This is a genomic window from Bacillus sp. COPE52 (genome assembly GCF_003355115.1).
GTDB lineage: Bacteria > Bacillota > Bacilli > Bacillales > Bacillaceae_G > Bacillus_A > Bacillus_A toyonensis.
Genome location: NZ_CP031292.1, coordinates 4673165 through 4697343, shown reverse-complemented (window position 1 = coordinate 4697343; position 24179 = coordinate 4673165). Strand labels below are relative to the sequence as shown.

At 35.1% G+C, this 24179-nt stretch carries 29 protein-coding genes and 1 pseudogene; 13 read left to right on the top strand and 17 right to left on the bottom strand.

Annotation, left to right across the window (positions count from 1 at the left end; translation table 11 throughout):
- Positions 1 to 134: 134 nt before the first annotated feature.
- The 3 genes and pseudogenes from DPQ31_RS23850 to DPQ31_RS23840 all read right to left on the bottom strand — a co-directional run bounded on the left by DPQ31_RS23850 (position 135) and on the right by DPQ31_RS23840 (position 3183).
- Positions 135 to 2243: an LTA synthase family protein gene (locus DPQ31_RS23850; RefSeq protein ID WP_000050731.1), complete on the bottom strand. Its 2109-nt coding sequence runs from the start codon at positions 2241 to 2243 to the stop codon at positions 135 to 137.
- 402 nt (positions 2244 to 2645) lie between these two features.
- A pseudogene (locus DPQ31_RS23845) lies at positions 2646 to 2875 on the bottom strand (hypothetical protein).
- 11 nt (positions 2876 to 2886) lie between these two features.
- The gene (locus DPQ31_RS23840) at positions 2887 to 3183 is read right to left on the bottom strand and encodes a DUF3986 family protein (RefSeq protein WP_087970517.1); all 297 of its coding nucleotides are present in this window, start codon (positions 3181 to 3183) and stop codon (positions 2887 to 2889) included.
- Between the two features lie 120 nt (positions 3184 to 3303).
- On the opposite strand from DPQ31_RS23840, the gene DPQ31_RS23835 reads away from it, so the two are divergent.
- Genes DPQ31_RS23835 through DPQ31_RS23825 form a run of 3 tightly spaced genes read left to right on the top strand, consistent with a single transcriptional unit; the run spans position 3304 to position 5886 of the window.
- Entirely contained in the window at positions 3304 to 4311 is a 1008-nt protein-coding gene (locus DPQ31_RS23835) for an ABC transporter substrate-binding protein (protein WP_208731098.1), read from the top strand.
- Between the two features lie 11 nt (positions 4312 to 4322).
- A complete protein-coding gene (locus DPQ31_RS23830; RefSeq protein WP_000009038.1) occupies positions 4323 to 5087 on the top strand; it encodes an ABC transporter ATP-binding protein in 765 nt (254 codons plus the stop codon).
- On the top strand, positions 5080 to 5886 hold the full coding sequence (locus DPQ31_RS23825) for an ABC transporter permease (RefSeq protein WP_000368773.1): 807 nt from the start codon (positions 5080 to 5082) through the stop codon (positions 5884 to 5886). Before DPQ31_RS23830 ends, DPQ31_RS23825 begins: the two co-directional genes overlap by 8 nt.
- A 34-nt stretch (positions 5887 to 5920) precedes the next feature.
- Here DPQ31_RS23825 and DPQ31_RS23820 read toward each other — a convergent pair whose 3' ends face one another.
- Both DPQ31_RS23820 and DPQ31_RS23815 read right to left on the bottom strand, forming a co-directional pair.
- The gene (locus tag DPQ31_RS23820) at positions 5921 to 6148 is read right to left on the bottom strand and encodes a hypothetical protein (protein ID WP_000849116.1); all 228 of its coding nucleotides are present in this window, start codon (positions 6146 to 6148) and stop codon (positions 5921 to 5923) included.
- A gap of 239 nt (positions 6149 to 6387) precedes the next feature.
- Positions 6388 to 7491 carry a hypothetical protein gene (locus DPQ31_RS23815; RefSeq protein WP_087970516.1) on the bottom strand — a complete coding sequence of 368 codons (1104 nt, stop codon included), beginning with the start codon at positions 7489 to 7491 and terminating at the stop codon, positions 6388 to 6390.
- 93 nt (positions 7492 to 7584) lie between these two features.
- Between DPQ31_RS23815 and DPQ31_RS23810 the strand changes: the two genes are divergently transcribed.
- The gene (locus DPQ31_RS23810; protein WP_208731097.1) at positions 7585 to 8256 is read left to right on the top strand and encodes an HAD family hydrolase; all 672 of its coding nucleotides are present in this window, start codon (positions 7585 to 7587) and stop codon (positions 8254 to 8256) included.
- Between the two features lie 126 nt (positions 8257 to 8382).
- Here DPQ31_RS23810 and mutTA read toward each other — a convergent pair whose 3' ends face one another.
- Together mutTA and DPQ31_RS23800 are read right to left on the bottom strand one after the other, a co-directional pair.
- Positions 8383 to 8862, bottom strand: coding sequence for an antimutator 8-oxo-(dGTP/GTP)ase (mutTA, locus tag DPQ31_RS23805; RefSeq protein ID WP_000276384.1), 480 nt, complete (start codon positions 8860 to 8862; stop codon positions 8383 to 8385).
- 84 nt (positions 8863 to 8946) lie between these two features.
- A complete protein-coding gene (locus DPQ31_RS23800) occupies positions 8947 to 9264 on the bottom strand; it encodes a hypothetical protein (protein WP_000412304.1) in 318 nt (105 codons plus the stop codon).
- Positions 9265 to 9347: 83 nt separating this feature from the next.
- On the opposite strand from DPQ31_RS23800, the gene ytzI reads away from it, so the two are divergent.
- Genes ytzI through DPQ31_RS23785 form a run of 3 tightly spaced genes read left to right on the top strand, consistent with a single transcriptional unit; the run spans position 9348 to position 9973 of the window.
- Positions 9348 to 9497 carry a YtzI protein gene (gene ytzI / locus DPQ31_RS23795; RefSeq protein ID WP_000472800.1) on the top strand — a complete coding sequence of 50 codons (150 nt, stop codon included), beginning with the start codon at positions 9348 to 9350 and terminating at the stop codon, positions 9495 to 9497.
- Between the two features lies 1 nt (position 9498).
- On the top strand, positions 9499 to 9729 hold the full coding sequence (locus DPQ31_RS23790) for a DUF3953 domain-containing protein (RefSeq protein ID WP_000946673.1): 231 nt from the start codon (positions 9499 to 9501) through the stop codon (positions 9727 to 9729).
- A 13-nt stretch (positions 9730 to 9742) separates the two neighbouring features.
- Positions 9743 to 9973 (top strand): DUF3953 domain-containing protein, encoded by a 231-nt coding sequence (locus tag DPQ31_RS23785; protein WP_000911974.1) that lies wholly within the window; start codon positions 9743 to 9745, stop codon positions 9971 to 9973.
- Between the two features lie 395 nt (positions 9974 to 10368).
- On the opposite strand, the gene luxS is transcribed toward DPQ31_RS23785, so the two are convergent.
- A complete protein-coding gene (gene luxS / locus DPQ31_RS23780; protein WP_001141371.1) occupies positions 10369 to 10842 on the bottom strand; it encodes an S-ribosylhomocysteine lyase LuxS in 474 nt (157 codons plus the stop codon).
- A gap of 128 nt (positions 10843 to 10970) precedes the next feature.
- Here luxS and yidD point away from each other — a divergent pair, with 128 nt between their 5' ends.
- Positions 10971 to 11207 (top strand): membrane protein insertion efficiency factor YidD, encoded by a 237-nt coding sequence (yidD, locus tag DPQ31_RS23775; protein ID WP_000809336.1) that lies wholly within the window; start codon positions 10971 to 10973, stop codon positions 11205 to 11207.
- Here the strand turns inward: yidD and DPQ31_RS23770 are convergent.
- Positions 11204 to 11767, bottom strand: a complete 564-nt coding sequence (locus DPQ31_RS23770; RefSeq protein WP_000838170.1) for a beta-class carbonic anhydrase — start codon at positions 11765 to 11767, stop codon at positions 11204 to 11206. The two genes, yidD and DPQ31_RS23770, sit on opposite strands and share 4 nt — an antisense overlap.
- A gap of 224 nt (positions 11768 to 11991) precedes the next feature.
- Here DPQ31_RS23770 and cydA point away from each other — a divergent pair, with 224 nt between their 5' ends.
- Positions 11992 to 13341 carry a cytochrome ubiquinol oxidase subunit I gene (cydA, locus tag DPQ31_RS23765; protein ID WP_001286179.1) on the top strand — a complete coding sequence of 450 codons (1350 nt, stop codon included), beginning with the start codon at positions 11992 to 11994 and terminating at the stop codon, positions 13339 to 13341.
- A complete protein-coding gene (gene cydB, locus DPQ31_RS23760; RefSeq protein ID WP_208731096.1) occupies positions 13331 to 14359 on the top strand; it encodes a cytochrome d ubiquinol oxidase subunit II in 1029 nt (342 codons plus the stop codon). Before cydA ends, cydB begins: the two co-directional genes overlap by 11 nt.
- A gap of 315 nt (positions 14360 to 14674) precedes the next feature.
- On the opposite strand, the gene DPQ31_RS23755 is transcribed toward cydB, so the two are convergent.
- Entirely contained in the window at positions 14675 to 14908 is a 234-nt protein-coding gene (locus DPQ31_RS23755; RefSeq protein WP_002039815.1) for a spore germination protein, read from the bottom strand.
- A gap of 824 nt (positions 14909 to 15732) precedes the next feature.
- Here DPQ31_RS23755 and DPQ31_RS23750 point away from each other — a divergent pair.
- Both DPQ31_RS23750 and DPQ31_RS23745 read left to right on the top strand, forming a co-directional pair.
- Positions 15733 to 16770, top strand: coding sequence for a YdcF family protein (locus tag DPQ31_RS23750; protein ID WP_098911437.1), 1038 nt, complete (start codon positions 15733 to 15735; stop codon positions 16768 to 16770).
- Positions 16771 to 16957: 187 nt separating this feature from the next.
- Positions 16958 to 17830 (top strand): YitT family protein, encoded by an 873-nt coding sequence (locus DPQ31_RS23745; RefSeq protein WP_000415908.1) that lies wholly within the window; start codon positions 16958 to 16960, stop codon positions 17828 to 17830.
- 301 nt (positions 17831 to 18131) lie between these two features.
- Here the strand turns inward: DPQ31_RS23745 and DPQ31_RS23740 are convergent, their stop codons facing one another.
- The 4 genes from DPQ31_RS23740 to DPQ31_RS23725 form a co-directional block, all read right to left on the bottom strand.
- Positions 18132 to 18950: a DUF4247 domain-containing protein gene (locus tag DPQ31_RS23740; protein ID WP_000071184.1), complete on the bottom strand. Its 819-nt coding sequence runs from the start codon at positions 18948 to 18950 to the stop codon at positions 18132 to 18134.
- A 12-nt stretch (positions 18951 to 18962) separates the two neighbouring features.
- The gene (locus DPQ31_RS23735) at positions 18963 to 19469 is read right to left on the bottom strand and encodes a DUF4178 domain-containing protein (protein ID WP_000051741.1); all 507 of its coding nucleotides are present in this window, start codon (positions 19467 to 19469) and stop codon (positions 18963 to 18965) included.
- A gap of 21 nt (positions 19470 to 19490) precedes the next feature.
- Positions 19491 to 19895 (bottom strand): DUF350 domain-containing protein, encoded by a 405-nt coding sequence (locus DPQ31_RS23730; protein WP_000220091.1) that lies wholly within the window; start codon positions 19893 to 19895, stop codon positions 19491 to 19493.
- Positions 19896 to 20092: 197 nt separating this feature from the next.
- Positions 20093 to 20758, bottom strand: coding sequence for a PspA/IM30 family protein (locus tag DPQ31_RS23725; RefSeq protein WP_000110297.1), 666 nt, complete (start codon positions 20756 to 20758; stop codon positions 20093 to 20095).
- Between the two features lie 403 nt (positions 20759 to 21161).
- Between DPQ31_RS23725 and DPQ31_RS23720 the strand changes: the two genes are divergently transcribed.
- The gene (locus DPQ31_RS23720) at positions 21162 to 21740 is read left to right on the top strand and encodes a lipoprotein BA_5634 family protein (protein ID WP_087970511.1); all 579 of its coding nucleotides are present in this window, start codon (positions 21162 to 21164) and stop codon (positions 21738 to 21740) included.
- Positions 21741 to 21775: 35 nt separating this feature from the next.
- On the opposite strand, the gene DPQ31_RS23715 is transcribed toward DPQ31_RS23720, so the two are convergent.
- The 3 genes from DPQ31_RS23715 to DPQ31_RS23705 are packed head-to-tail and all read right to left on the bottom strand — an operon-like array spanning position 21776 to position 24169.
- The gene (locus tag DPQ31_RS23715) at positions 21776 to 21943 is read right to left on the bottom strand and encodes a FeoB-associated Cys-rich membrane protein (RefSeq protein ID WP_000989587.1); all 168 of its coding nucleotides are present in this window, start codon (positions 21941 to 21943) and stop codon (positions 21776 to 21778) included.
- Between the two features lie 13 nt (positions 21944 to 21956).
- Complete coding sequence (gene feoB, locus DPQ31_RS23710) at positions 21957 to 23945, bottom strand: ferrous iron transport protein B (RefSeq protein ID WP_208731095.1); 1989 nt, start codon at positions 23943 to 23945, stop codon at positions 21957 to 21959.
- Positions 23942 to 24169: a FeoA family protein gene (locus DPQ31_RS23705; RefSeq protein ID WP_000060512.1), complete on the bottom strand. Its 228-nt coding sequence runs from the start codon at positions 24167 to 24169 to the stop codon at positions 23942 to 23944. The genes feoB and DPQ31_RS23705 overlap by 4 nt, the downstream gene beginning before the upstream one ends.
- Between the last annotated feature and the right edge of the window lie 10 nt (positions 24170 to 24179).

Below are 24179 nucleotides of genomic sequence, written 5' to 3'. Positions count from 1 at the left end.
AATCAATAAAACGATTACATTTTTGTTTATACTAAATGTACAAGTAATACTCCCTAAACCCAGCTTGTCTGGTTACCCCGTTAAATACTATGAAAAAAGGACTTGTATCCTATACAAGTCCTTTTTTGTTTCCCCTATTTAAAGAGTATATCTTTACTATACTGCTTTCCAGCAAGTAAATCATATTGAATCATTTTATATTGCTCTAACATTTCTTTTTGTTTCTTTGTTAAGTCTTTAATCTCTTCGCCATTTTTATCAACTTTTAATTCATCTCTAAGCACTGGGATTTCTTTATATAATCCCGATAAAAATTGATAAAATGGTGATTTATTTAATCCTGCGTAATCAAAAACAAGATTTGAGAAATACATTGGACTTACTAAACCTAAGTTGTCATTTGGTATATCAAAATTTGCATACATTAACAATGGTGTTTCTGCCATTGATAATCTTTCACTTACAGTTTCTTCATTCTCTATATATCCAGCCTCTTTATAAATAGCCTTATTTGTCCCTAGTACTGGTAAATGATCTCCAAAAAAGACTAATAAAGTAGGTCTTTCTAATTCATTAAGCTGGTCTATTAAATATTTTAAAGCTTCATCGGAGCGCCTTACACCTTCCGTATATATTTCTAATTCTGCCTTCGATGCATCTTCTGTTAATCCATTAACTTCTATTTGATTTTCTTCAAATCGTCCCGGATTATACGGAAAATGATTTTGCATCGTTACGGCATGAATAAATGTAGGCTGTTTTCTCTTATTCAATTCATCTATTATTTCTTTACTCATAGACAAATCACTAACATTGTCCCCAGCTAATTCTTTATGCTTCATCGTATCTTCTGCATTAAAGTTATCAAATCCAAATACATTATATACAGTATCTCGTTTGTAAAATGAGCGATCAAAAGCATGAATTGCACTTGCATAGTATCCTTGTTTTTTCAATTCACTTGCAATAGATGGGATTTCTTTCTGACCTGTAACAGCTTGTTGATACGGTATAGAACCGGGCATTAACAAACTCATTGAATAACTCGTTAGCGCTTCAAATTCGGTATTCGCTGTATTCCCCCCAAATGTAGGAGCTATTGTTTGTCCACCTGGAAAATTCTCAATATAATGATGTAGATTCGGGACTGGATCTTCGCTAAATGAAAGATTCGTTAGTTTTGTAGGGTCCCAAAAAGCCTCGCTCATCAGAAATATAATATTCGGTTTCTCAGCTTTTTTTTGTTCACTCACATTAACACCATATTGTTTCTTTATGTCATTCGCAATTTGAAGCATATTTTCCTTTGAATATTTTTCTGGTTCCTGAATAACTGTCGTATCTAAGTTACTTAAAAATCCTAAAACCAAGCCATTTTGACCATAGTTCATATTTTGATTCCATAAAGGGAAATATACCCCACCCTTTACAAATAACTTATTCACAAATGTATTAGGGTAATTACTAAACGCATATACCATAAACAGAGATGTACATATTAAAACAATTCGCATACCGATATGGATTTTTATAGATTTAATATGCTTTCGAATAGTAAAAACAACAAATGCAAATACAACTATACTAATGATTCCTATTAATATATTTTTCAAACTAAAATAATCCATAACCATTGGTATAACTGACTGCATATGCCCTATTTGTGTAAAGTCAGATGGATATAGCGGCTCTCCTCTGAACATACTCTTGAAGTAATTAACAATCCCTAAAATAATAAAAGAACAACTAGTTAACATTACACTTAGTAAAATTTTCCCAATTGAATTGTAAACTAAAATATACACCATATAAATGAGTAAAACGCTGAATAGGCACTGTGTATACTGCAAATAAATCCAGTTATTCACAAGCAAAAAATTCATATATTCTTGTATGAATATATAAATAAAAACTATTAAATGAGCTATTGGCAGCAATAAAATATGAACTCTTATAGCTGGTCTAAGTTTATTGATTATCCCTTTATTCAAATAATCAATAAAAAATAGTATGCTCCATAAAATTATAGTAATTATACTTAACGTGATTCCTTCATTAAAAAATAACTTCGTCTTCTCTAATTCGAAATAGCCTAATGTAATAACAAACAACGTTTCTAAAAAAACAGTCCATATTCCGCTAATAATGAAAGAAAGTAACGGGCTCTTTCTTTCTTGCTGAACAGAAAAATTATAACGAAATTCATTTCTTCTTTGTTGCTGAACTACAAAATCCAAACTCAACTTATTTCCCTCTTTTCTCTTCTTGTTTTCTTCTCTCTATTTCACCCCGCATCAGTAAAAAACATTATACTTATGAACTTTATATCTATTTTTATTATATATATATAACCTTAAATACCCCTTAAAAAATAACATTTTTTCGTACTTTTTACAACAAAATAGATTCTCAAAAGTACAAAAATACTGCATATACAAACTATATTACAAAAGGATTCCACCTTTAAAAAAGTTAAAATTTACCGTTATTTTAGGAGATATAATCTATTTATTATGCAAATTAAAATACGAAGCAAAACCTGATCAAACTTGCAGGTTTTGCTTCGTATTTTGATTTCTATTGCTTATTCCTTACAAACTAAGAGGACAGATCATGATGCCTTTAAGAACGTGTTGAAACATCTACTATAAAAGAGAAACTATCCACATTCTCCATATAATACATACGATTACTATAAATACAAAATCAAAAAAATCTAGTCTCGGACCCTTTTCCATATGCATATGTAGCCACATATGAACCCATTTCATTTTTTATACTTATGAATATTTTTCTGTGTAAATTGATAAATGAGCAGTTGCATGATGTAAAAACCGACTACAAAAATGAATACTAAAATGAGAAATCCAATCACGAAATTCCTTCCTATTTTTGTAGCGCTTTTTCGACGATATGGTTCTTCAAAACCCACTCCTCAAACTGAGCACTTCCAAATTCCCAGCTTAAATCACGAGCATGTACAGAAAAAACGTAATGACCAGCATGTTCGTCCATAAACCTTCCTAACTCTACATCCTCTTTCTGAATACCGTATACTCTAAAATTAAAATACACATCCCATACGTCTTCATTCTTCCTCTTATAAGCAATCGATTCCATATCACATTCTGTTCCGAAATAATCAAGATGTAAATGTACGCTATCATCATATTCGTACTTCATTTTATCACCCCTTATATTTGTACTTCTTTATCACTCAAAAAATTCCTGCTATCTATACTCACATATGGGCACTTACCTACATATCATGCTTGTAGAGTGACTTCTAGGAGGTGTTATATAGTGAAAAAATTAATAGCTGTTTTTTGCATCATGTTACTAACTGTTTTCACTTTTGCTGCTTGTAGTAGTAAAAAAGAAGGGCCAAAAGATCAAACTCAAAACATTCGCGTCGGCGAAGTTACCCATTCTCTTTTCTATGCACCGTTATATGTTGGGATTGGAAAAGGTTTTTTTAAAGATGAAGGACTAAATATTGACCTACAAACAACAGCTGGCGGAGATAAGACGATGACCGCCCTATTATCTGGTGGAATTGATATTGCTCTTGTCGGTTCTGAAACGTCTATTTACGTTCATCAACAAGGAGCAAAAGACCCTGTTATTAACTTCGCACAGCTTACACAAACAGATGGGACATTTTTAGTTTCACGTAAAAAACTAGATTCTTTTAATTGGAATGACGTAAAAGGTGTTACGTTTTTAGGTCAGCGTAAAGGCGGCATGCCGCAAATGGTTGGAGAATACGTTTTAAAGAAAAATGGCATTGATCCTCACAAAGATACGAACTTAATTCAAAACATCGAGTTTGCTAATATTGCAAATGCCTACGCATCTGGTACGGGAGAATTTGTACAGCTCTTTGAACCGACTGCAAGTATATTCGAAAAAGAAGGTAAAGGTTATATCGTCGCTTCGTTCGGAAATGAATCTGGTACTGTTCCTTATACATCGTTCATGGCAAGAGAAAGTTTCTTAAAGAAAGATAAAACTGCTGCTGAAAAGTTCACACGTGCGCTCTATAAAGCGCAGCAATGGGTTGATACACATAGTCCCGAAGAGATCGCTGATGCCGTTTCTCCGTTATTTAAAGACACTTCAAAAGACATTACAGTAAAAGTAATTGAACGGTATAAAAAGCAACATTCTTATGCGACAAATCCGCTATTAGATGCGGAAGAATGGAAACAGCTCCAAACTATCATGAAAGACGCTGGTGAATTACAAAAAGAAGTCCCACATGAAGCGCTCGTCAATACGAAAATTGCCGAAAGCGTTATTAAGAAATAGAGGCGAAGTGTATGAGTTTTTTACAAATACGTAACGTTTCTCACTGCTTTTTCGCAAAAGAGAATGCCAAACTGATTCTCGAAGATATGAGTTTACAAGTGGAAGAAGGAGAATTTATTTCTATACTCGGTCCAAGTGGTTGCGGGAAAACAACGCTTCTCTCGATTATCGCCGGTCTACTTGATCCAATTGAAGGCATCGTATTTTTAGATGGTGAACCAATTACAACAAAAAGTCCATCTATGGGTTATATGCTCCAGCAAGATTACTTGTTTCCGTGGAAAACAATTGAAGAAAATATTATGCTTGGACTTCATATTCGAAAGATTTATGATGAACGAACGAAAGAACATACTTTAAAGCTTTTAAAACAAGTCGGTTTGCATGATGTAGAACAGCAATATCCTCGTGAATTGTCCGGTGGTATGCGTCAACGCGCTGCACTCGTTCGAACATTAGCGACTGATCCAAAAATTTTATTGTTAGATGAACCATTCTCCGCTCTCGATTATCAAACAAAGTTAAAACTAGAGGATCTCGTTTTCACATTATTACGTAACTTTAAAAAAACATCTTTACTCGTGACACATGATATTGAAGAAGCAATTGCGATGAGTGATCGTATTTATTTACTACAAGCGAATCCTGGGAAAATTGCAAAAACGTTCGTCGTCCCAGAAAGTATTCGCTCCTTATCACCGTTAGAATCGCGCCATCACTACGACTTCCCAGCCCTTTTCCAAGACATATGGAAGGAGCTGGAGCGCCTTGGATAATATAAAACAGCTACATGAACAATTTCGAAAGAAAGAACGCAGGCGTGCATGGATTGCTCGCTCGCTACAACTTTTATTGCTCATTCTTTTCTTTGCATTATGGGAAATAGCTAGCAAAAACGAATGGATTGATCCTTTACTCTTTAGCTCTCCGTCGAGTATTTGGGATCTCTTTCTTAGCAAGTGGATTGATGGTTCGCTTTGGATTCACATATGGACGACACTACTTGAAACAGGAGTAGGCTTCATTCTTGGAACAGTACTCGGCGCTATTATTGCCACGTTCCTTTGGTGGATACCACTTTTAGCTCGCGTTCTTGATCCATATCTCGTCGTCCTAAATGCAATGCCCAAAGTCGCACTCGGGCCTATTATCATTGTAATCTTCGGTCCTAATATTTCATCGTCTATTGCAATGGGCGTAATCATTTCCATCATCATTACCATTCTCGTTATTTACAGCGCATTTCAAGAAGTCGATTCTAACTATATAAAAGTAATGGACACATTTGGCGCAAATAAATGGCAATGCTATAAGCAAGTTATACTCCCCTCATCGTTCCCTGCAATTATTTCAACGCTAAAAGTGAACGTTGGATTATCATGGGTCGGTGTTATTTTCGGTGAGCTTCTCGTTTCTAAACAAGGGCTTGGTTACTTAATCAGCTATGGATTCCAAGTCTTTAACTTCACACTCGTCTTACTGAGTGTGCTACTCACATGTGTTCTCGCAACACTGATGTATGTGTTTGTAGAAGCATTTGAAAAACTTCTAATCGGAAAACGAAAAAGAAGCTGACTCAAAACGATATGCTAGAGTCAGCTTCTTTCTTTTACCTTTTATCACACATTTTTGTTTCATTTGTAACATTTCCATCGGCAACCGTAACTGTATGGAAACAGTCTTTCACACGTACTGTAACGACATTATCTTTTCGATCTATTACATGATAATCGTTGAACTTTTTATTTAGTGCACTACGAATTTGCTCCCCTTCAAAAATCGGAAAACCGTGAGACATTACCCAAATGAGACCAGCAACAGCAAGAATCGTTTTCATACGTTTCATTACCTCCTCGAGAGTAAACTTATAGTCCCTACAACACGCGCATTATAATTGTGTCTAAATTGTGACATTTTTATACTAATTCTCTTTTATAGCACTAGTTCCTTCTTCTTTTTTAAAAAAGACAGAATTTTCAACTTTCTCAACATAAAAAACGTAAAGAACTAAAATTCTTCACGTTTTCTCTTGGCTAAAATATATCGGATACATAGCTCCCATTCATGTCCAATTGGTTACTCTATCGTTTTCGAAACATCATATAATCCAGCTAACACTTCCGCTCTCATTTTTACAAGCTCAGGGAACTGATAGAAAAACGCAATTTTTTTATATTTTAACTCCGTTCCTTCTTTCACCTTTTTTGAATCTTGTAAAATAAACGCTGTAAATGTATCTGCAATGTCTTCTGCTACATTTGTCGTCCCGTAAAGAGAAACAAACTCATTTTGTTTCTCTTTAAAAAATTCAATTTGAGCTTCTTCGCTTTCTTCCACTTTCTTTTCTGTCCACTCCTGCTCAATTGGTTTCCAGAACAAATTGTGGAATTGATTTATATAAGAGCTCTCCTTCGCACATCCTTCTTGCAAGAAAAGAGATTTACATTTATTTTGGTATGATGAAATATCTTTTTCTTCTTCAAAAGCCTTTAAGTATTTTTCATTTACTGATATTTGTTTATGCCCGAGTGTTAATACGTGTGCTGTCTCATGTATTAATGTTTTCATCACTTGATCAATATTTACTGCAGAATCAAGCGTATCTAAACTAAGGGTCCACTCTTTCGGATACTCTACATTCGGCATAACGTGGGCGACAATTCCATCGTAACCATCTGTTACCATGTCAAACTCTTTTATGTCAGTGCGATACTTAGCTGGAATAAGAGTGCTATACATCTCCCATAATGATTGATGATACGCTTTATCTTGACGTTGTTTTAGTATCTCTTCTTTCGCTTCTTTATCTTCTGCGAACGCCTTATTCAATCGTTTCCGATCTAGTTTATCGAAATACGGATCTACAATTTCATCACCATCAATATAATAAGAAGCTAAAAAGAAATAATTTTCATCATCCTCTTTTTTCATTTCCGCTTCTTTCATATCATTACTTGAATTTCCTTCTAAAACATAATCCTCTAGTACTTCAAGTTCTGAAAGTCCATCTATTTTTTTATATACTTTTTGAAGCGTCTTATCACCTATTTGTGCACATTCTTCTGTCGTTTTGCACACATCTTTTTTCTCTCTTTTTGAAGTTTGCTCCGACATATCACATCCAGCTACTAAGCCCGTTGAAATCATAAAACACACTAACTTGCCATACAGTTTTTTCATACGCCCCTCCATTATTCCATTCTACAAAAATATCATAATCATTTTTTAACGAATATGCGATAATTAATTATAAAAACTGTATGGAGGTTTCCCATGATTCGAGCAGTCTTATTTGACTTAGATGGAACACTATTAGATCGTCGCCAATCTCTAGAGCAATTTATTCGTGATCAATATAATCGTTTCGCCTTTCATTTGATAAACATAGAAAAATTCGAGTATTGCTCTCGTTTTCTCGAGCTCAATAATAATGGTTACACGTGGAAAGATAAGGTATATTCCACTCTCCTTTGCGAATACAACATTACCACTTTAACGCCAGAGCAACTGTTGCACGACTACATTACAAACTTCCGACATCATTGTATTCCTTTCCCAAACATGCATGAACTACTTCAACAATTAAAACAGCGAAACATTAAAATTGGTATAATTACAAACGGCTTTACTGAATTTCAAATGAGCAACCTTCGAGCATTAAACATACATACGTATACAAATACAATTCTCGTTTCAGAAGCGGAAGGAATCAAAAAACCTCATCCTGAAATTTTCGAACGTGCTTTACAAAAGCTGAATGTAAAAGCCGAAGAATGTCTTTACGTTGGAGATCATCCAGAAAACGACGCGCTCGGTTCTGAACAAGTAGGAATTCTTGGCGTTTGGAAGAGAGATTTATTTTGGGGTGACTTCGAGCATTCACGTGTGATAGATGATTTATTAGATGTTCTTTCATTTTTAGAGGTAGAGATAAAAACAAGATAATAGTAAATAAATTATATAAGCGATTTACCGTCAAAAAGAGGAGGCCGTTATTTAAAAACACCTCCTCTTCCTTAAATTATGTAAAGATATATTTACATTCTCGAACAAAAAAAGAAACCGGCCATTTTACTTCGTAAAACAGCCGATTTCTTCTATATGTTTCATCGTACGCGCTAATACATCGTCGCGCATAATAAAGCTAAATTTTCTATCAGTTTTAATGTTATCAGGAATGTCTTTTAATAAAACAGACCCTTTCGTTTCTTCGTAATGCGTATGTTCTTCTACCGCACTAATTGTTGCAAAATAAATGTTTTTAATGATTATTTTGTCTTTTCCAGATACTTTATATTGTCCTAAGTAAGTTAAATCCGAAACTATGCCGCCGGTTTCTTCATGAACTTCTCGAACCGCCGCTTCTTCCGGTGTTTCCCCTAGTTCTACTTTACCACCTGGAAATTCAAGACCGCGACGTAAATGATGCGTTAATAACCATTGATCCCCGTACCGGCATACAACCCAAACATGCTTTGGCTCAGGAGAAAATGGATAACGTTCAAACGATAATTGTACAGTGTTGTGGTAATAATCTTTAAATTTGTACATGCCATTACTCCCCTATTGATGGTTACAAGTTTTTCCTACCACAAATTGTAGCATATTCTCGCTTTTCTGCATAATATTATCCAATTACAATCCATTGATTATTCCCATTTGTGCGACTAATTCTTTCGTCTCATGATTTCCTAATTCGTAAATCATTTTATATGCTTTTTGTAGTTGTTCATCATATCGATCATTATTTGAATCGTGATGATATTCAACAAATGGAACGTGAGACCGTACAAATGAACCTAAATCCTCTACATATGCTTGATCAAAGTACGCTCTTAACTCCGTAATTTCCTCATCATTTGCGTAAACTTCAAAATTGTACGTATCTGCCGTCTTCACTTGTGAAATTTGACCATTACCTATTGATATATAATATGTTTTTTTCTTCTCCATGTAACACCCTTCTTTCATCCTTTTAGTTTCTATTGTTTTCATCAATTACAAAATTATGTAAAATAAAGAAAAGGAGGGATTTCATGTTCAAAATATTAATTATCGGTATCATAATCGTCCTAGTCATACTAGTACTCTCCGTCATGACGATTAATAAAGGCTATGCATACAAACATTCCGTTGATAAACCAGAAGATAATCCTTTTACAAAAAATAATAAGGAGGATTCATAATATGCTTCGTGTACTTCGCATTGCAATCGCACTCACTGTGATCATAATGTCGATAATCGGGCTCTATACAGGTCAAAATAACTTTCTACCACTTTCACAATTTTTATTAGGAGCTCTCATGTTCCTCATTGCAATGGAACAAATAAAAAAGAAGGATTCAGGAACAGGATTCATTTGTATTGTTGCCGGTGCTTTCATTTGGATTGTTCTTATCATTAGCTATATAAAATAAAGGGGATACATGTATGCTAAAAGGATTGCGAATTACTTTTTCACTTATTGCTTTATGTATAGCAATCTATAGTTTCTTTACTAGTAATAGAGAAATTATGCCTTATATGTTCATCTTTTTAGGGATGATGGCTTTCGCTATTAGTATAGAGGAAATCTTAAAACAGCAAAAAGGTGGTAGTATACTTGCTCTGTTAGCAGGAGCTAGTGCTTTATTTCTTGGCTTCTCAGAAATATTTCGATAAATAGTCTCTTTAAAGGAGGTATACAACGCTAACTGGATTACGCTATTTTTTCATGCTTCTCACACTCTCTCTTTGCACTTATTCTCTTGCTACCGACAACTTCACACTTCTCCCATACATGCAATTTGCTCTCAGTTGTTTCTTTATTCTTCTAGGAATTAATGAACTGAAATCCGGAAGAAAATCAATGGGTATCTCGCATTTTTTCGTTTCTAGTCTTATGCTCTTCATTGTAATATCGAATTACTTTCACTAAAGATAACATGTAATTTCCAATCACCTACTGCCTTTCATTTCTTAAAAATGCTCATAAGTGAAACTCGTTGTTTTTCTATACAACCTTTACTTTTCTCTTTTACAAATAAAAAAACTGCCTTTTCACAGGCAGTTTTTCTTTATCCAAATACTTTTTCAAGTTCGTCTTTATCTTGGCTTAACCAGAAGTTCATTAAGCGTTGTGCTCCTTCTAAATCGTGAAGCTTCGCTTGGCCACATTGTGTTTCGTTTGCAGCTGGAATTTCTGTAATTTGAACCGCATCTTTTAATGTTAGTTCTAATAAATCAATGATTTCACGAACTGTTGGTGTTCCGCTTACAACAAGATAATATCCTGTTTGACAACCCATTGGTGAAATATCGATAATATCAAAATGCGGATAACGATCAATATATTTACGTAAATTAAATGCTAATAAATGCTCTAACGTATGAATAACATCTGGTTTCATTGCTTGTTTATTCGGTTGGCAAAAACGAATATCGAATTTATTTACAATACCGTCACTACCTACGTTATGAACTCCGCAATGTCTTACATAAGGTGCCTTTACAATCGTATGATCTAATTCAAAGCTTTCTACTGATGGCATACAACATCTCTCCCGCTTTTAATTTAATTCCGTTATATCCAATATGATATAACGGAAATTCACATTAGTAAAGTATTATGTACAGTCGTGCTATAATACTTTAAGAATATGCTGAAAAGGAGACCATTATGAAACAGATTTTCATTGGAATTATACGCTTTTATCAAAAATTCATTTCTCCGGTGACGCCGCCAACGTGCCGCTTTTATCCGACTTGTTCTCATTACGGATTAGAGGCGTTTCAAAAACATGGCGCACTCAAAGGCTTTTGGCTTACTTGTACGCGTATATTAAAATGTCACCCTTTCCACCCGGGAGGATTTGATCCTGTCCCAGATAAAAAGGATGACAAAGTAAATTCTTAATTGTCGTAACCATTCACAACTAAATCTAATTTTCCTGTATCAGGATCTATAACAAGACCGTGAACAGGTACTTCTTCCGGAAGTAACGGATGATTGCGAAGTATTGATACACTATGTTCTACACTTTCTTCAACACTAGAGAACCCTTGTAGGAATCTTTCTAAATCGATTCCAGAATAACGGAGTGTATCTAATTTCTCATCTGTTACACCGCGCTCTTTCATCTTCTCAATTGTACTGCTTGCTTGAATTTTTGCCATACCACAATCATGGTGACCAACTACACAAACTTCATCGGCACCAAGTTCGTATACAGCAACTAAAATACTACGCATAATACTTCCGAATGGATGGGAAATAACAGCGCCTGCTACTTTAATAATTTTCACATCACCGTTACGCATATTCATCGCTTTCGGTAATAATTCAACAAGACGAGTATCCATACAAGAGATAATTACCATTTTTTTATTTGGAAATTTTCCTGTTTCATACTCTTCGTATTTTTTCTCTTCAACAAATTTCTCATTGTACTGCAAAATCTCTTCTAATGACTTCATAGTAAGGAACCCTCTTTTCTCTCATTTACACTACATAAATAGTGTACCAAAATATGAAAAACTCAAAAAGGATATCGCTTTATAGTAAAAATAAGATTTTTTCAGATAATCGACATAATTCTTTCAAAATATACACACAGCTTTGTAACAAGTTTCACATACTTTAAACGTATTTTCACTATAAACTGATTGTAGATAATGTAAAAAAGGAGTGAATATTCATTATGTCCGACGTTCTATTACTGAGTCGTTTTCAATTTGCAATTACTATTTTTTATCACTTTTTATTTGTACCTTTGACAATCGGACTTGTCATTTTAGTAGCATGTATGGAAACTCAATACGCCCGCACATTGAATCCAACATACCGCAAAATGGCAAATTTCTGGGGTAAATTATTTACAATTAACTTCGTAATGGGGATTATAACCGGGATTACGATGGAATTCCAATTTGGAACAAACTGGTCTGAGTACTCCAAATATATGGGAGACATTTTCGGATCACCTCTCGCAATTGAAGCACTCGTTGCCTTCTTCTTAGAATCTACTTTCATGGGAATATGGTTATTCGGTAAAGACAAAATTTCACCAAAGTTCCGTGCCTTCTGTATGTGGATGGTTGCACTTGGAACAAATATTTCCGCACTTTGGATTATTACAGCAAACGGCTTTATGCAAAATCCTGTTGGCTATGTAGTACGTAACGGCCGCGCTGAATTAAATGATTTCTGGGCACTTGTTACAAATCCATATGCTTGGAACATGTTCTTCCATACTGTAATTAGTTGTTATATCGTTGGTGCTTTCTTCGTTATGGCCATTAGTGCCTATCACTTGCTACGTAAAAATGAAGTGGAATTCTTCAAAAAATCATTTAAGTTTGGTTTAATGTTAGGCTTATTCGCCGCAACTATTACACCGTTTATGGGACATCAATCTGGTGTATCGGCAGCTAAATATCAACCTGCTAAAGGAGCTGCGATGGAAGCAGTTTGGGAAACTGGAAAAGGACAAGGTTTCTCAATCATTCAAATTCCTGATGTGAAAAATGAAAAGAACTTTGAACTACTTACAATTCCAAAACTCGGAAGCTTCTTCTATACAAACTCATTTGATGGAGAAATTGTTGGTTTAAAAGATATTCCGAAAGAAGATCGCCCAAACGTTAACCTCGTGTACTATAGCTTCCGCTTAATGGTCGCACTTGGCATGTTCTTTATGGCGTTAACTTGGTTCGGTTTCTATTTAAACCGAAAAGGAAAACTAGAAAACTCAAAACGTTATTTAAAAATTACAATGTGGTCTGTCTTACTTCCGTACATTGCGATTAACGCTGGCTGGATTGTCGCTGAAGTAGGTCGTCAACCGTGGACAGTTTATAAACTCATGCGTACAGCAGAATCTGTATCACCTATATCAGTTCCACAAATTTGGTTCTCATTAATTAGTTTAATATTGTTCTACACTTTACTTTTAATTGCAGACGTATACTTAATGCTGAAGTTCGCAAAAAAAGGACCAGCTGCATTAGAAGAGCCTGCTACTGAAGGAGGTACAGCTCATGTCTCATGATATGCTTGCAATCATCTGGTTCGGTTTATGGGGCGTAATTTGGACAGTTTACTTCATTCTTGATGGCTACGCACTCGGTAACGGAATGATTTTCCCATTCGTTGCGAAAGACCGACAAGAACGAAATCAATTACAAGAAGCAATTGGCCCATTCTGGGGTGGTAATGAAGTATGGTTAATTACAGCTGGTGGTGCAACATTTGCTGCCTTCCCAATCACATATGCAAATATGTTTAGTTACCTATACACACCACTATTTTTAGTATTACTTGCACTATTTGCTCGTGCTGCTGGACTTGAATTTATGCATAAAGATGATTCACCAATTTGGCAAAAAACTTGTAAATGGGCATTTACAATTGGTAGTTTTCTAATCGCCTTTTTATTCGGTGTTACATTCGCTAACCTATATTACGGACTACAAATTGGCAAAAATGGCTATGAAGGAAATTTACTTAGCTTACTAAACCATTACGGTATTTTAGGAGGTCTGTTCTTCACTGCTATATTCGTCGTATCTGGTGCTCTTTGGGTCATGATTAAAACGACTGGTGAAGTATCCGACCGTGCTTATAAAATCGCAAGACCATTTTCAATGGCAGCTGCTATCATTTTAGCTATCTTCTATGTAGCAACTGCAAATCGCACAAACTTATTCCAAAACTTTACGGAATATCCGGTACTATTTATTCTTCCAGTACTTGCAATGTTAATGAGTGTACTCGCACTTATTATGGTGTACAAACATAAAATCGGTCTTGCCTTTACATTTGTTTGCTTAACAATCGCAATGTTTATGACAACTGGCTTTGCAGGTATGTTCCCAAGAATGTTACCTTCTCGCATTAACGACGCCTATAGTACAACGTTATACAACGCAGCTGGTAGCCAATTAAACTTAAAAATTATGTTCTTCGTTGCAATAGTTATGGTACCAATTGTTATTAGCTATCAACTTTGGAGCTACAGTATTTTTAAAAATAAAATCCATAAAGACTCTGCTAAAGGATATCACTAAGATAAAAAGACACTTCGTTTGAAGTGTCTTTTTTACGTATGATTTTCGATAAAGTGAAACTATAATCAGTGGGGATTTTGTTCATCCCCACTGATTATTAGCCCACACCAATCGGACATTTCCGGGCAGTTGATTCCCTACCTAAATACTCAGCACAAGCCGATCTGTGAGGTGGGAGTCTTACTGCCCGTAAATAGCAGGATAAGATGTTATACTTTCAATCTAACAACTATGATACAGAAGAATCACAAACAGCTCACTACTAAATTGTATCATAGGGCAAATTCATCATTTTATGCAATTTTACATATTGCACTATAAGGTAAATTGTATCTCTTGGTCATTTACATCATTATCCCTTACATCTGCTGTACTAATCCCGCTAAATGTTCTCACATTTAATCCAGTGTTCGATGATCCCGATCCATTATAAGCTTTCGTCTTTTCAATCGGTTGCACGTTATATTTATCCCCTAAATTAATCGTCCCATTGCAGTTTTCAATAATAACACCTTCAACAACTGCCGGCATATTGTCACCTACTTTCATTTCCTTACTTTCATTTTATGAAAATCGCCTATAAAAATAGCATGTTTCAATAAGAAAAAGCACTCAAAATGAGTGCTTTTTCTCTAAGCATGAATGGCAAGTTTGGAGACAGTTGACTTCTTCAAAATTTTATTAGGGGTAATATTTTGAAAAAGAAAGCCTTTCATATTTAACTTAACACCACTGGAATATATAGTAAATTGATAATATTTATACGGAAGATTGCTAATGTTTAGTATAGATAGTTTCCACTATGTTAACAGTAAAAACTCATCTCCACTAAACAACAAAAAGTGCCCTCAAAGAAGACACTTTTCATAAACAGACACTATAAAACAGAATTATTTATCCCGCATTAACGGGCAGTAAGACCCCCACCTCAAAATTCAGCGAAAGAAAAAAAGTTAGGTGGGGGATCAACTGCCTGTAAATGCCCGATTGGTTCAACTAATAATCAGCTGAGGATGAATCCCCACTGATTAAAGTTTCACTTTATTGTTATACGATTGTTAGATACAAAAAGTAGAGGGAAATGCTTGTACAAAATTCTGCTTTATAAAGTCTGTCTACAACTTATATTTTAATCCTCTTCATTTGAAAATAAATATAATATGCACAATTACATACAAAAAAGAAAAGACACTCTACCGAGTGCCCCTTCAACCATTTTACTTTTAATATATCGCCTTACATACATTTTAACATATGTATCTATATAATTTATTAAGAAAATTCAAAATCCTTTTTCTTTCATTTTCACTTATGAAATCATGTAATATAAAAGATATGTCAAATTCTTATACAAGTTGAGGTGTACTATATTTATGCTGTATTTTGGAATTATTCCTCTTATATTGTTTATTATTTTTCTTATCTCTTATTTAAAAGATCCGCGAAAAATCATAAACGGCTTTTTATTTAATGCCTTTATCTGTTTTTTCCTTCTTTTTTGCGTAATCGCATCTTTGAACTCAGATAGTGCTGTCTTGCGTTACATTATATTTTTACCTTTTTTAGCCCTCCTCATTATGCTTCCTTTCGGTATTATCGCTTTAATGTTTGGATTATTTCTTAATGCAAGAATTTTAATGAAGCGAGAAGGAAGACGGTTCACTAACTGTTTAACGCTCCTTGCTGCATTAGGGATGTTATTCTTTATGTTACTCCCTATTATAAATCCAGCAAGTTTGGTCTCATCACATTTAGAGCCTATTTTTGCAGGTATTTCTCTTATAAGCGTATATTTCTTTATACACTTATCTAACTTTTTAAGTGCTTATTTTCTATACCAATTCAACAGACCAAGACGTAATCAAGATTTCATCATCGTTCTCGGTAGTGGCTTAATTAATGATAAAGTACCACCTTTACTTGCAAGCCGCATTAATAAAGCTATCGAATTTTATTGGAAACAAGCAGCTGTGAATACACCACCAACAATTATTTTCTCTGGTGGACAAGGTCCAGATGAAGGGCTTCCTGAAGCAGAAGCGATGCAAAATTATGCGGTTGAAAAAGGAATTCCTCTTGAACATACAGTGCAAGAAAATCGTTCTGTAAACACATATCAAAATATGTCGTTCTCTAAAGAAATTATGGATTCTTTAAAACCTGAAGGTACGTATAGAAGTATTTTTACAACGAATAATTTCCACCTTTTCCGCGCTGGTATATATGCAAGACAAGCTGGCCTGAATAGCCAAGGAATTGGATCAAAAACCGCATTTTATTACTGGCCTAATGCAATGATTCGTGAATATGTTGCGATTGTCGTAATGGGACGTAAACGTCATATGAAGTTTTGCGGAGCTATTTTAGGATTCGCTTTATTCGTGTCAGTACTTAGCTTTATATTTTCTTAATAGCATCCCATCCTTTGAAAGGATGGGATTTCTTATACTCATTTCAAAAATATTTTAAAGATAATATGGCGATAATATTCCCTCCATACATCCATTAAAGGAGAATTTTTTCAAATTAAATGTTAAAATGAAATTTAGGTGTGAATGATGTAACAAACAAGAAACTAGTTTGAAACGAGGAAATTATATGGAGAAAACTATCAAAAACAAGCCCAATAAGCTAAAAATCGCTTCAAAAGCTTTGATGATTATTATTGGGGCATTTATTACAGCGTACGGATTAGAAGCTGTCTTAATTCCAAATAACGTATCCGACGGTGGTGTAACTGGTTTAAGTATCGTTAGTTCAAGATTATTTGGATTGCCATTAGGGGCTCTAATCGCAGTTATTAACATTCCTTTCGTTTGGTTAGGATATAAGCAAATCGGTAAAAGCTTTGCAATTTATTCCATTATCGGGATTGCTTCATTAGCAATAGGTACCGTTGTCATGCACGGAATACCAACTATTATTGAAGGCGATACATTATTAGTTACAGTTGTTGGTGGTATTATTATCGGTTTTGGTATGGGACTAGCATTACGTAACGGCGGAGCATTAGATGGAATCGATATGCTAGCTGTATTACTTTCTCGCAAGTTACCTTTTGGAACGAGTGACCTTATTTTATTCTTAAACATGTTCGTGTTTATTTTCGTATCAACAGTATTCGGTCTTCAAGGAGCTATTCTTTCGGCAATTGCTTACTTTATTGCTTCGAAAGTGATTCATATCGTTGAAGTTGGTTTAAGTGGTTCGAAAACATTTAAAATTATCACAAAAGAGCCTGAATTAATGGTAGAAACAATTCGCGATCGTTTAGGCCGAAGCGCAACGTATAACGAAGTATACGGTGGTTATTCAAGAGAGAAATTCAAAGAAATTTCTTGTGTAATTAACCGTTTAGAAGAAAGTAAAATGAAAGATCTTATTAATGAAATCGATCCAAATGCCTTTATTACAGTTTATGACGTAGCAGAAGTAAAAGGCGGTAATTTCAAGAAACGTGATATTCATTAATCGTTATGAAAAACGAGGCTGTGCCAACATTTTGGCACAGCCTCGTTTTATTATTAAGTTGCTATCGTTGTCAATTTTTGTCGGTAAGTCGATATATTCCAATAAGCGCTGATATATTTGGAGTTGTGGTCGATATATTCCAATAAGCGCTGATATATTTGGAGTTGCGGTCGATATATTCCAATAAGCGCTGATATATTTTTACTTTCCCCCCTTATGCCTAAATCGTACCACCTGAAAGGAATTAATTTCCACGACATAAAAAAGACCAAAAAGCAATTTACACTTTTCGGTCTCTATACTATCTTCTCTTCGTAATTTTCCCAGAACCACCGACCCTCGTTTTCGGAGGAGATGTATTCCTTGGCGGGGTTTTAATAGATGATTTCGGCTTCACATCTGATCCGCTTGAACCACCTGGTGTTTTTGTAATTTTCCCTTTGCTTCCGGTAGAAGGTGGAGGCGTCGTATTATTTCCTTTTTCAGTAATACTTCCCTTATCACCTACTGATGACTTCGAATCTACATTATCGCCTCGCTTAATGATAGATCCTTTCCCCTCCTTCGTAATTGGAGGCGGGGTTTTCTTTTCTTCTTTCGTAGGTGGCCTTTCCGGAATAACTGGTTTATGATTTTGTCTGTCATTATATCCTCGATAATCACCAGATGATGATTTTTTTGAACCGAATATATCGTTTAATATACTCCCCATAATATACCCTTGCAAGAAGGATGGTTGGTAATTTTGACGGACAAACTCTTTATTACTTATTTCAATTAACGTATCAGACGGTTTCTCTTTATCCTTTTGCAGATTATAAATCTTATCAGAATAAACGAGGAACATTTGATTTTCGTCTTCTTTAGATGCTTGCTTCGGTTCTCTTTCATTAATGAGTTCCTTTGCTACTTCAGGAACAGACCGATTGGCGGCCCTATACACGTAAGATTCTTGTTTACCTTCCTTTGCAACAGACTCGAGTGGATAACGGTCTTGAATCGACTTCGTCTGCCCGCCTTGACAGCCTGATAAGGCATAACCGGCAACAACAAGTAAAATAACGATAGCAAGTATAGGGATCACGAACGATTTAATCATGGTAAACAATCGGTTTGACATGATTACGCCCCCTTACGTTGCTCTTATAATTTGTACATCAGCAGGAATGATAGCTTCTCCCTCATACATCATTGTGCGACCATTTTGCCATTCAATACGTAATAATTTTCGGTTATCAGATTGAAATTCCCATACGTACTGTTCTTCTGAAGCAGCGAATGGTGTTTTCCCCATTACAACAACACGTCCGTTATATTGCTCTTCCATATGATACTCAGTATCATCCATTTCAATTGTCGTCGGGACTTCATCAATTGAATCTAAGCGACCATCAATTGGTGTATATAATTTGTAATACGTATTTTCACGATCTTCAATTTTCAAATAACGAATATCTTTTCCATCTTGCAGTGTTAAAACAATTTCCTTACGAGAATGCATGCTCGTTTTTCCAGTTAATTCGTACATAACTAATGAAACTTCAATCATATCGCCAGGAGCTAACGTTAAAAGACTCTTTTCCGGCTTCAGCGGCTCTGGACTTTTCATTATATTTTTAATTCGTTTAAATAAGCTCACAATCTACCCCTCCTTTTCTCTTTATAAACAAGCCCCTAAAATAAGTGCACCAACAATATGTAATGATCCAGCTAACATCGCATGCGCAACGCTGCCTTCTTTCGTACCTTCTTCTAAATCTAAACCAGACATTTTCTTTAGCACAAATTCAATAAACATTTCTACCACTAATAAAATAACGAAAGAAACTGCTGAAGCAAGTAGTGCTTGCCATAAGTCATTTGCTTTCGTTATTGATTGAGATAAAATGTAACCTTGTGCGAATAATTTCATGACAAAACGAGTTGTTACAGCTGTATTCCCATTTTTTATTTCTTTTAAATCATTGTATTTTGTAAAAATTGAATCAACCCACATAATTGCAAATAAAAGTACTGCACTCGCTCCAGTCCATACGAGCATGGCTACTACATTCATCCATGTCATTGCAAAACCTCCTCTAAATATAAAATGAAACTTTAATCAGTCGGGCGTTTTCCATCCCCTACTGATTATTAGCTCCCACCAACCTTCTTGCTTTCACGAAATGTTGAGGCGGGAGTCTCACTGCCGACAAATAGCGGGGAATAGAAAACCGACATGAATTTGTTTAGACATGTCGGTTCATTTGTCTCTATTCTATATTATTTCTCATACTGCTTCATAATACGAGCTAATTCATCGTCAACAGCAGAATTTTTGTTTAAGCTTGCGAATTCATCATCTAATGACTTTTCTTTTTTGTAAACTTCACCGCTTGCTTCTGCTTCAGCTTCTAATTGAAGAGCTTTCTCTTCCATACGGCTTAAACCAGCTTTTGCTGAATTTGAATCAAACCCAGACATCGCCTGATTAATATTCTTTTGTGCTTTCGCTGCATTTACACGTGCTACAAGTGTTTCACGTTTATTTTTCAGCTCTGTTAATTGCTTACGCATTTCTTCTAACTTTGCACGAAGATTATCAGCAGCTGCTTTATTTTGCTCATAGCTTGCTTTATACTCATTCATTTTTTGCTCTGCATTTTGTTTTTCTTCTAGTGCACGGCGCGCAAGATCTAAGTTACTAGCTTGAACAGCCATATGAGCTTGCTCTTCACGTTTTTTCACAAGTGCTTCTTGCTCTTCAAATAATATTTTGAACTTTTTCTCAAGTGCAATTTGAGCTGCTACACTCTTCTCAGCTTCTTGTACATCCGCTTGCATATCGCGTAAATATTGATCCGTCATCTTAACTGGATCTTCCGCTTTTTCAATCATTGAATACACATTCGACATTGTTAAATCTCTTAATCGTTTAAATACAGACATCCAAATTCCTCCTATGATATACCTCATATTTCAAATTCACTACTTGGAAAACTGAAAAATCTTCCTTTACAGTAAAGAATATTCATTTTACAGCCTATGTGTTTATTATAACAAAACTAATATGTCCTTACATGTTATTTCCAAAATATAGCCAATATAATATGACATTCCAGATATAATATTGTTTTCCTAATATATTCTCATTAAAACCCTCTAAAATTGACTTATTTTTATTTACTTTCACTAAATTACATTATTGTAATGTTACTGTAAGCTAACTCGATAGTTACGTTCCGATATTTCTTATACACTAATACCAGAAGCAACAAACAAGCTTCTCAAACTGTAAGAACTAATACAAAAACTGTATTTACTATAAAACATATGACAAGGAGAAATCATCATGAAAAAATTAGTAGGAATCGGATTAGCAGCAGCAATTTCATTCGGAGCATTATCAGGTTGTTCTTTATTAGGAGAAAAGGCAAACGGCTTTGTATTGTACGGATCAGAAGAGCAAGTAACACAAATTGCAGATAAAAACAAAAAAGAAGTGAAAGAAAAAGACTTCTATAAAATGAAACTTACAACGTTAGAAGATAAAAAAGTTCTTGTAATGGATAAAAAAACTGGTGAAGAATTAGTGAAGAAAGAGTTACTTAGCAAAGTGGATGCAAAAGACGACACGAAACCACTTGATAAATTACCAGCTGTAACAACAGAACAAGGTGTATTATTCTCAAAAAACAAAATTGAAAATGCTACAATTGATGGCGCGAAATTAAAATATGAAGGCAACACAATTATCGGAAGTGGCCGTGCATACGCAGATATGTTCGCGATTGTTGATGATGCAACTTACAACAATGTAAAAGGTGAAGAAAAATCGGTGGGTGTATTAAAATTTGATAAGGACCCGAGTAAAGAATTCCCTGGCAAAAATGGTGTAGAAACATCACAACTTGTAAAAATTAAAAAGTAAGAAAAAAGCTTTGCGAGATTCGCAAAGCTTTTTTTCTACTTGTGAGCAATTTGCTCCATATCCGGACTACAGGTTTGCGACTGGCATGACTTATTTAAAGAACATGCTGCGCATTTTCCTTTTTTACTTCGCTTTGCGAAATTAACTAACGTATATGCTGCATAACCAAAAATGATAGCTCCAATTATAATATTGACCATCATCATACATCTCCTTTTAGAATCCGAGTAAAGATCCAACTTGGTATATAATAAGCGTTAATACATAAGCAACTACGAGCGGATAAACGACTGAGAAAATCGTCCATTTCGCTGATCCCGTTTCACGTTTAATAACAGCTACTGTCGCTAAGCATGGAACGTATAATAAAATAAAGAACATAAATGCATACGCTGATAATGCTGTATAATGTGCTCCCATTACGTTTCCAAGCACATCTTCTTTAACCGCATAAATAATCGCCATTGTAGAAACGACAACTTCTTTCGCTAAAAATCCTGTTAAAAGGGATGCTGCAGCTTGCCACGTTCCAAAGCCTAGCGGTGCAAATAGCGGTGCGATAAATCCACCAATCATCGCTAAGTAACTGTCTCCCATATCAACACCAAATCCTGATGGACCTGCATAATTTAATAGCCAAATGACAACCGAACCACCAAAGATGAATGTACCAGCTTTACGAACAAACCCTTTCCCTTTTTCCCATGTGCTAAGCCATAACGTTTTCGCTTGTGGCACGCGGTAAGGCGGTAGTTCAATGACGAAAATAGATTTTTCCGCTTTTAAAATAGTAAGAGACATTATTTTTGTAACTAATAACGCAAGGACAATCCCTGCAACGTATAAAGAGAACACAACAGTTGCCTGACTATGAGGGAAGAACACTCCCGCAAATAATGCATATACAGGTAAACGTGCTGAACAAGACATAAATGGTGTTACTAAAATTGTAAGTAAACGCTCTTTCTCCTGTTCAATCGTTCTCGCTGCCATAATACCTGGAACGTTACAGCCAAAACCGATAATCATCGGAATAAAAGCTTTACCGTTTAAGCCGAAGAACTCCATAATTCTATCCATTACAACTGCAATTCGCGCCATATATCCTGAGTCTTCTAATAATGAAATGAAAAAGAATAGTGCAAAGATTTGTGGAACGAATACTAACACAGCACCAACACCGGCAATAATACCTTCTGTAACGAGTGCTTGAATAAAATCAGAAGCTCCAATACTTGTAAGTCCAGCCGTCACCCAATCCGTAAGCTGCCCACCAAAAAACTCATCTAACATATCCGATAAAGGTGTACCAATCCAAGTAAACGTAACCTGAAAAATAAAAAACATAACTGCTAAAAAGATTGGAAGTCCTAAAATTTTATGTGTAATTAATCTATCAATTTTTTCTGAAAAAGGAATTTCCCCTTCTTTCTCATGCTTCATAACATTTGTTTTTAACTTTTCAATATACGCTTCACGAGTTTTGTAAATGTGCTCTTCTAACGTACAATCAAGTTTTCCTTCTAAGCGAGATCGAATGGCTATGAGTTCCTTATAAATTGGTAATGCTTTCATTTCTTTTTCTACTACTTCGTTATTGCTTAAAAATTGAAGTGCTAACCATCTCGGATGCTCGTAATTCACTGTCTCTAAAAGAGCAATTACTTCTCCAATTCCTTCATCCATTTGTACACCATATGAAATAACAAATGGGGTTTTCTCGTTTTTGTCAATTTCTTTAAGAGTCGCAAGTAGTTCTTCACAGCCTTTTCCGCTTCTTGCAACGACAGGCACAACTGTTACACCTAATAGTTCTGATAATCGTTTTACATCGATCACAATTCCTCTTTGCTTCGCCACATCAACCATATTTAAACCGATTGAAACTGGCTTGCCAAATTCGAGCAACTGCAACGTTAAATGCATATTTCGTTCAAACTGCGAGGAATCCACAATATTTAACATATGCTGAAATTCTTCTGTTAATAGAAAGTTTGTTACAACACCTTCATCACGCGAAACTGGATTTAAATCATAAACGCCTGGTAAATCAATCAATGTGCCTTGCTTATCTTTTAATTTACCAACCTTCTTTTCTACTGTTACACCGCTCCAGTTTCCTACATATTCATAAGAACCAGTAAGTGCATTAAATAATGATGTCTTCCCTGTATTCGGATTCCCTAGCAAAGCTACCTTATTCACGCTAATTCCACCTTTATCATTTTCGCGTCACAATGACGAATACTAATTAACTGTCCACGACACTCCAATGTACAAGGACCTTTAAACATCGCTTTCTGTTTCAGGCGAAGTTCGCTTCCTTCCGCTAGACCGAAAGCAGCTAGTCTACGCTTTAATAGCTGATCTAAAGACTGAATGCTTTTTACTAACACTTTCTCTCCAATTTTAATATCTACTAAGCTCATAACCTTCCCC

Bases quoted from the DNA above. Each gene is read 5' to 3' on its own strand.
- DPQ31_RS23785 (WP_000911974.1), top strand. From the start codon at position 9,743: ATGCTAAAAGGATTGCGAATTACTTTTTCACTTATTGCTTTATGTATA.
- DPQ31_RS23820 (WP_000849116.1), bottom strand. From the start codon at position 6,148: ATGAAAACGATTCTTGCTGTTGCTGGTCTCATTTGGGTAATGTCTCAC.
- DPQ31_RS23750 (WP_098911437.1), top strand. From the start codon at position 15,733: ATGCTGTATTTTGGAATTATTCCTCTTATATTGTTTATTATTTTTCTT.
- luxS (WP_001141371.1), bottom strand. From the start codon at position 10,842: ATGCCATCAGTAGAAAGCTTTGAATTAGATCATACGATTGTAAAGGCA.
- DPQ31_RS23715 (WP_000989587.1), bottom strand. From the start codon at position 21,943: ATGATGGTCAATATTATAATTGGAGCTATCATTTTTGGTTATGCAGCA.
- mutTA (WP_000276384.1), bottom strand. From the start codon at position 8,862: ATGTACAAATTTAAAGATTATTACCACAACACTGTACAATTATCGTTT.
- DPQ31_RS23790 (WP_000946673.1), top strand. From the start codon at position 9,499: ATGCTTCGTGTACTTCGCATTGCAATCGCACTCACTGTGATCATAATG.
- DPQ31_RS23725 (WP_000110297.1), bottom strand. From the start codon at position 20,758: ATGTCTGTATTTAAACGATTAAGAGATTTAACAATGTCGAATGTGTAT.
- DPQ31_RS23740 (WP_000071184.1), bottom strand. From the start codon at position 18,950: ATGTCAAACCGATTGTTTACCATGATTAAATCGTTCGTGATCCCTATA.
- DPQ31_RS23815 (WP_087970516.1), bottom strand. From the start codon at position 7,491: ATGAAAAAACTGTATGGCAAGTTAGTGTGTTTTATGATTTCAACGGGC.
- cydA (WP_001286179.1), top strand. From the start codon at position 11,992: ATGTCCGACGTTCTATTACTGAGTCGTTTTCAATTTGCAATTACTATT.
- cydB (WP_208731096.1), top strand. From the start codon at position 13,331: ATGTCTCATGATATGCTTGCAATCATCTGGTTCGGTTTATGGGGCGTA.
- DPQ31_RS23705 (WP_000060512.1), bottom strand. From the start codon at position 24,169: ATGAGCTTAGTAGATATTAAAATTGGAGAGAAAGTGTTAGTAAAAAGC.
- DPQ31_RS23810 (WP_208731097.1), top strand. From the start codon at position 7,585: ATGATTCGAGCAGTCTTATTTGACTTAGATGGAACACTATTAGATCGT.
- DPQ31_RS23720 (WP_087970511.1), top strand. From the start codon at position 21,162: ATGAAAAAATTAGTAGGAATCGGATTAGCAGCAGCAATTTCATTCGGA.
- yidD (WP_000809336.1), top strand. From the start codon at position 10,971: ATGAAACAGATTTTCATTGGAATTATACGCTTTTATCAAAAATTCATT.
- DPQ31_RS23755 (WP_002039815.1), bottom strand. From the start codon at position 14,908: ATGAAAGTAGGTGACAATATGCCGGCAGTTGTTGAAGGTGTTATTATT.
- DPQ31_RS23770 (WP_000838170.1), bottom strand. From the start codon at position 11,767: ATGAAGTCATTAGAAGAGATTTTGCAGTACAATGAGAAATTTGTTGAA.
- DPQ31_RS23730 (WP_000220091.1), bottom strand. From the start codon at position 19,895: ATGACATGGATGAATGTAGTAGCCATGCTCGTATGGACTGGAGCGAGT.
- ytzI (WP_000472800.1), top strand. From the start codon at position 9,348: ATGTTCAAAATATTAATTATCGGTATCATAATCGTCCTAGTCATACTA.
- DPQ31_RS23830 (WP_000009038.1), top strand. From the start codon at position 4,323: ATGAGTTTTTTACAAATACGTAACGTTTCTCACTGCTTTTTCGCAAAA.
- DPQ31_RS23745 (WP_000415908.1), top strand. From the start codon at position 16,958: ATGGAGAAAACTATCAAAAACAAGCCCAATAAGCTAAAAATCGCTTCA.
- DPQ31_RS23800 (WP_000412304.1), bottom strand. From the start codon at position 9,264: ATGGAGAAGAAAAAAACATATTATATATCAATAGGTAATGGTCAAATT.
- DPQ31_RS23840 (WP_087970517.1), bottom strand. From the start codon at position 3,183: ATGAAGTACGAATATGATGATAGCGTACATTTACATCTTGATTATTTC.